Here is a 6927-nt window from a genome sequence, read left to right on the forward strand (position 1 = left end):
ATGCAATTCAGGTTTTCTTCAATTTTGCTTTTCGGACTTTATTTTTTCAAGTTCAAGAATGGCATTCACCAGATCATCGATATTGAAAGGCTTGGTGACTACAGTATTCATACCAGCTTCGCGAGCCGCGTCGATCTGTGTTTCAAAGACGCCCGCCGTTAACGCAATAATCGGAAGTGTTTTGCATTCCGGTAATGAGCGAAGATATCGCGTGGCCTCGTAACCATCCATTACCGGCATCTGTACATCCATCAGCACCAGATCCAGAGCATCGAGATGTGCAGTGATCCATTCCACCGCCAGCTTGCCGTCTTCTGCCACGCTGACGTCGGCTCCTTCTGAACTCAGGAATCGCATTGCCACTTCACGATTGACCGCATTGTCGTCTACCACGAGTACGCGCAAACCCACCAGGCGTTTTTGCTTGTTCTTCTTTGCAGCTATCCGACCTTCCGGCTTTTTGTGCGGTTGCAGCACGTCGACGATGACGTTGTACAAAGATGAACTGGTCACCGGTTTATTTAATAAACTGCTGATATTGCCACTGATTACCGGCGTTTCGTCACGCGAAAAAGTCGGCACCATCAAGATGATTGGCGGTAAGCCGTCTTTGTAGGCTTTCTCAATCATCCTGACGGTATCAGGGCCCGAGGTGGTGCCCATGTTCCAGTCGATGAGTATCGCGTCGAATTGTCCTTTGCTGGTTATTTTTTCTTGCAGTTTTTGAATGGCTATTTCACCGGAAGATGCGCGCTTACTGCTCCAGCCGAGCGACTGCACGATACGTTCGAGATTCTTGCTGGTCATCGGGCTGCTATCAATAATCAGAATATCCAGCTTTACGGGTTTTCTGTTTTCCTCGCTGTTCGGCAAAAAATCCAGGGGAACCGTAAACCAGAATTCACTGCCTTTGTCGGGTTCGCTGTTCACGCCGATGTCGCCGCCCATTAATTTCACCAGGTGACGACAGATAGTCAACCCCAAACCTGTTCCACCGAAACGCCGAGTGGTGGAGACATCAGCTTGACTGAACGCCGAAAAAATCTGTGCCTGGTTTTCCGGCGGAATGCCGATGCCGGTGTCTTTGATAGAGAAGCGCAGCTCGACATGATTATCGTGTTGAGCGATTTTCTGAATATCCACGATAATCGATCCGCGCTCGGTAAATTTAATGGCATTACCCACCAGATTGATAAGCACTTGCTCGAGTCGCAGGGCGTCGCCAACCAATTGGCCATTTATGTCGGGCGCGGGCGATACGATCAATTCGATATCCTTGTCGCCCAGATTAGCGGCAGTAATACTCACCAGGTTATCAATCACCTCTGTAATATCGAACGGCACATGTTCTATCTCCAGCCGCTCGGCGTCGATCTTTGACAGGTCCAGAATATCGTTGATGATGGACTGCAACGAGCGCCCTGCGTTGCGGATTTTTCGGACCAGGTCGGCTGAGTCCGCATCCAGTTCGCTTTGCTCCAATAAATAAGCGAGCCCGAGAATGGCGTTCATGGGTGTGCGAATTTCATGGCTCATGTTGGCGAGAAACGCCGCCTTGGCGCGATTGGCGCTTTCCGCCTCTTCTGTGCGTACCAGCAAATGCTGATTGGCAATTTTTAACTCAGCGGTGCGTTGCTCCACGCGTTGTTCCAGATCGATATTGAGCTGGCGTATTTCTTGTTCAGCCGTGGTGCGCTCAGCGATCTCGTGCTCCAGGGTTCTGAGCATATCGTTGAAGTCATCGGCCAGTTGCCCGATTTCATCGTGCGTAATTTTTGCGGCCCGCAAATGATAATGATGGTTCACGGTGACTTGCCTGGCGACGCTGCTGATGGCTTGAATCGGTACGGAAATCCAGCGCTGCAAGCGCGTGGAGATAAATAAACTGAGGCCAAGGCTCATCGCGAGAATGAGGGCAAGGATTGTCAGATAACTGCTGAGCCAGGTGGCCAGGTTGAATTGCTGCACCAGATAGACGCTGCCGGCCACACCACTAGGTGTTATCACTTGTTTGGACACGATCAACTCGCGGTTGTGGAAGCGGAAACTGTCGTCATTGAGTGGGGGAGAGGGCAGCACATGCTGGTAGCCAGGCTCGCCATAGCGAGCGAATAATTCACCTTCGTTGGTGAAGATCGCGCCCACCACGATGCTGGGGTTTGCCTCAAGTAATGCCAGGCTTTCTTGTGCTACGTCAGCATCATCAAAGTCCAGCGCAACGGCACTGCCTTGGGCAAGAATGCTCGCCAGAGTTGTCAATGCGGCGGCGGTCGTCTTGCGGTACTCGTTGAGATCGTGATACAGCAAGGCACTGCCGGCAGCGGCCAGGGCAAGGATGTTGGCGAGCAACACAATGAGCAACAATTTTTGGCGGACTGAGCGAAGGCGTGCGGGTTTCATGGTTAGCTCCGCTTCTGAATGTTCAGGGCAACATTCAACAAACGCGCACTTATTTTTATGTCACAACGATTGGCGCGCGCGATGGAAATCTCAAAGCGAATGTAATCCTCAACAGGGACAAAATTAATAATGCTGCCCGCCTCGAGCGCACCTTCTGATTCCGTTACGGTGAGCACCGGCGCTGAATCAACCTGCTGCAAAATGCGTTGCAATTGTTGTTCAGCCTGACGGCCCACAAATAGCATCTGTACACCGGAGACCCGATCAGTGGTGGAGAAACGTTTGATGCTGACCGGCCGCTCATTGATCCGAATGTTATCACTCAGCCGGACCAACTCGTCGGCGACATCGTCTGCACTGACAACGCCGATGTGGAAATTTTCATCCGGTGCCGGAAAGGCAGTCGCGGGCCACTCGACATAGCCCGCAAACTTATAGAGGAAGGCGGCCTTGACCTGATGCTCAATGCCACCGTGGCTTCCACCGGCGTGAACGATGAGGCTATGACATAGCAATGCAAGTAACACCAATACTTTTTGCATTTTATCCATGAGCCCCTTGTTCTGACCAATAGCCGGACATTTTCCGGCAGACACTGAGATCTCTGGCAATTGCAGTGATTACCGCAGGGTAATGCGCCGGTGAATAATGGTGGTTTAGATTATAGAGAGTAGTGCAGTCAACGGCGTTGTCTACAAAGGGAATTGTGAACCTGGCCGCAGCAAACCTGCGAGCCCTACGAGAAAAGCGATTTTTTGAAGTAAAACGACGTCATATTTTGTTTGGCTTCTCGCAAGAGTGCTTAAGAAAAAAGATCTATCGCCCGCGCTCTACTGTGCGATGGTGCACATTATCAGTCATCGCCGCCACGTCTATATTCGCCAGGTATACGTTTGGCGCCCCTTCGTAAAGTAAACCATTGCAGTAGCGATTTTTGCCGAAGCAGAGACTGCGGTAATTGGCTTTTCCCACTTCATTCATCAACAATCAAAACGACTATTCAGCCGTAATTTCTGATTCAGGTGCCGCCTTACCGGCGACTCCGACACTAGCATGCAAGCCCTTTAATGGCGCGGCATTGCGGGTGGTTGTCACTTTGCGGTGAAAGGTGGACCTAATCCACCTTGCCCTTCAGCGCCAAAGTGGGACGAAGGGTTGCGGGGAGTATGCGATTCTCGTTGCACAAGGACACATCGGTACAGGTTTTTGCCCTGCCGGCTTCAGGATAACAATAATTGACGAGGCCCAAAGAATGAAAAAGACAATCATGGCGCTGGCAATGCTAGCCGCCAGCAACACCTCCTTTGCTCAAAGCGCTTGTGGCTGGACGGAAGTCTGGCGCGACGACTTCAACACCCTTAATCAACAAGTCTGGTCTGCCGAGGTGAACGGCGACGGTGGCGGCAACAATGAGTTGCAGTTCTATACCGACCGCCCGGAAAACCTCTATGTGGAAAACGGCCTGCTGAACATCAAGGCGATTCGCGAAGCCTATCAGGGCAAGACCTGGACGTCGGCGCGCCTGCGCTCCAAGAACGGCAAGGACTTTACCTACGGCAAGATGGAAGCACGCATCAAGCTGCCCAATGGCTCCGGCACCTGGCCGGCCTTCTGGATGATGCCCAGCGAACTGCCGCGCGACTCTCACGGCTGGCCCAACGGTGGGGAGATCGACATCATGGAAGCCGGTGGTACCACTGAAGAAATCCACGGTACCCTGCATTACGGCCCTTACTGGCCCTACAACGGCAACACCGGCTGGCCCGACCCCAGCCTAAATACCATCCACCCCGAAGCCGGCCGCACCAAGACCGAATTCCAGACCTACGCGGTTGAGTGGTACGAAGATCGTATCGTGTGGCTGGTTAACGATGTACCCAAACTCAGCATGACCCGCGCACAGCTGGATGGCCCCAACCCTGTCCGCTCCAACTGGGATGCTTTCTACAACCGTCCTTTCCATTTCATCCTCAACCTGGCCATTGGCGGCTGGTTCAGCGGCAACCCGGACGGCTCGGAGGCGCCGGTTCAGTTAATGCAGGTAGACCATGTGGCGGTCTATAAAAATGAGGACACCTGGTCAGTAGAGGGCGACACCTACGCTTATCGCGGTGAAACCCGCAAGACCTACCGCATCGACGGCCCTGCAGGCGCCAGCTACCAGTGGAGTGTGCCGGCGGGTGTAAACATCCTGTCCGGCCAGGGCTCCCGCGAGATTACCGTCTCTATCGGTAACAGCGCGCGCAATGGCGATTTCAGCGTGACCTTCAACACCGGTTGTGCCGGTACTCGGACCTTCAGCAAGCCGGTCACCATTGAGCAGGGCGATGTGCAGGTCGTAACCAACTATGAAGATGGCCTGGGCGTAACCCATCTGCAAAACGGGTTTGCGCTGACCCAAAGCGGCGTTACCACCAACCCGGCACCGGGCGGTATCAACACCTCCAGCAGTGTGCTGCATTACATCCGCGATGCCTCCCAGCAGTGGGATAACCTCAAGCTCACCGGCTTCGGTAACATCGACGCGGGTGAACTGCGCAGCGGCCGCGCCAAATTGTTTGCGGATGTTTACTTCACGGCCAGCAACAGTTTGCTCGGTAAAGACCTGGGCGGTGGCCTGGAGAACTCAGCCGCTGCCGGCGCTGCGGAACCCTGGGACGGCAACACCGGTCGCCTTGCGCGCTTCCTAGGCACCATGGGCAAGCCGGGCCAGTGGCATACGGTAGAGCTGTATTACACCGGCACACCGGACTCCAACATTGCTGCCAGCGAAGCCGATTCCCTGGTGTTTATGGTTCATGCGGGCTTCAACCTGCCGGCGGAGCTGTATCTGGATAACATCCGCATTGTGCGCCCCGCCAACGGCTACAGCCTGCAATCCATGATTGCCAACTTTGACGGCACGGCTAACGGCGCCATCAAGGCCGCACCAGCAACCAGCGGTGCCCATTCCGTGGTCGCCAATCCGGCACCGAACGGCGTGAATAATTCAGCGAACGTGCTGCGTTATGTGCGTGATCCGGGTGCAACCTACGACACCCTGGCGTTCAACGGCGTGACCGGTATTCCCGATGCGCTCGATGCCCGCCACGGTATGGTGCGCGTGCTGGTGGATGTCCATACAACGGCTCCGGCGGGCACCATCATCTCCATGAACCTGGAGAATGAGCTGGCGGCGGCTTCTGTTGGACCGGAAGACTGGCAGGTGGGGCGTCACAGCTTCTATCAGGCCCAGACCACCACCACCGGTCAGTGGGAAACCCTGGAGTTCAACTACAACTTCCCCGCAGCCCTGGGCGATTGGGAAAACAACCGCGCTTCTGCACCCTTCAATGCGGTGGATCAGCTGATCTTCCTGATCACCCCCGGTCAGGCCACCAGCGGCACCTTCCACTTCGATAATTTCCGGGTGATGGCCTACAACGAGAATGCTCCGGCCTGTGTGGGCAGCGGTTGTGCGTCCAGCTCTAGCGCCAGCTCAGTGCCATCAAGCTCAGTACCATCAAGTAGCTCTAGCGCTTCCAGCGTGCCGTCCAGCTCCAGTTCCAGTGTGGTACCGAGTTCATCCAGCAGTGTGTCATCCAGTGTGAGCAGTTCATCGTCCAGCAGCAGTTCAACGCCGGCGGTGAATCTGGTCTCCAATGGTCGCCCGGTCTTTGCCAGCAGCCAGTTGATGGCCGCCAGCAACGCCGTGGATGGCAATGGCGGGACCCGTTGGGAATCCAACCACGGGGTTGATCCGAGTTGGATTACGGTAGACCTGCAAAGCCCGCGCTACCTGGCGCAAGTGGTGATCGATTGGGAAGCTGCCAACGCGGCCAATTACCAGATCCAGGGTTCCAACAACAATGCCGATTGGACCACCCTCGCTACCCGCACCGGCGGCACTTTCGGTAACCGCACGGATACCGTGAATGTCAGTGGTAACTATCGCTATGTGCGTATCTATGGCACCGCGCGTAGTTCGGGCAATTTATGGGGCTACTCAATCTTCGAACTCAAGGTCTTTGCGGGCGCGGAACCGGTGTTGCTGCCCCTGAGCAATGCTGCTGCCAGCACACAGTTGTTGCCTGCCAGTGCCGCGATTGACGGCAACGGTGGCACCCGTTGGGAATCGGCCCATGCGCTTGATCCGAGCTGGTTCAGCGTGGACCTGGGCAGCGCGCGCAACCTGAGCCGTGTGGAGATCGATTGGGAAGCGGCCAACGCGGCCAACTATGAAGTGCAGGGCTCCAACAACAACAGCAGTTGGACCACCCTCGCCACCCGCACTGGCGGCGCCTTTGGCAACCGCACCGACAGTGTGAATGTGAACGGTAATTACCGGTATGTACGCATTCTCGGTACCCAGCGCAGTGCGGGGAACACCTGGGGTTACTCGATTTGGGAAATGCGTGTGTTGGGTAATTGATAGGTGATTGATGCGCGGTGTGTCGGATTACGCCCTTTGGGCTAATCCGACCTTGTATCTCTCTGAAGAAGTTGATTAGCTACCAACTTCAACACCCGAGCCGGGTGAATGCGTAT

At 55.0% G+C, this 6927-nt stretch carries 3 protein-coding genes; 1 reads left to right on the forward strand and 2 read right to left on the reverse strand.

What is annotated here, in order from left to right:
- Positions 1-18: 18 nt before the first annotated feature.
- On the reverse strand, positions 19-2400 hold the full coding sequence (locus ACSV5M_RS20925; RefSeq protein WP_439178756.1) for a response regulator: 2382 nt from the start codon (positions 2398-2400) through the stop codon (positions 19-21).
- 2 nt (positions 2401-2402) lie between these two features.
- Positions 2403-2951, reverse strand: coding sequence for a YfiR family protein (locus ACSV5M_RS20930; RefSeq protein ID WP_439178757.1), 549 nt, complete (start codon positions 2949-2951; stop codon positions 2403-2405).
- A 701-nt stretch (positions 2952-3652) separates the two neighbouring features.
- On the opposite strand from ACSV5M_RS20930, the gene ACSV5M_RS20935 reads away from it, so the two are divergent.
- Positions 3653-6811 carry a galactose-binding domain-containing protein gene (locus ACSV5M_RS20935; protein WP_439178759.1) on the forward strand — a complete coding sequence of 1053 codons (3159 nt, stop codon included), beginning with the start codon at positions 3653-3655 and terminating at the stop codon, positions 6809-6811.
- The last annotated feature ends 116 nt before the right edge of the window (positions 6812-6927 follow it).

This window comes from Cellvibrio sp. ARAG 10.3, assembly GCF_051846955.1.
Taxonomy (GTDB): domain Bacteria; phylum Pseudomonadota; class Gammaproteobacteria; order Pseudomonadales; family Cellvibrionaceae; genus Cellvibrio.

Bases quoted from the DNA above. Each gene is read 5' to 3' on its own strand.
- ACSV5M_RS20935 (WP_439178759.1), top strand. From the start codon at position 3,653: ATGAAAAAGACAATCATGGCGCTGGCAATGCTAGCCGCCAGCAACACC.
- ACSV5M_RS20925 (WP_439178756.1), bottom strand. From the start codon at position 2,400: ATGAAACCCGCACGCCTTCGCTCAGTCCGCCAAAAATTGTTGCTCATT.
- ACSV5M_RS20930 (WP_439178757.1), bottom strand. From the start codon at position 2,951: ATGGATAAAATGCAAAAAGTATTGGTGTTACTTGCATTGCTATGTCAT.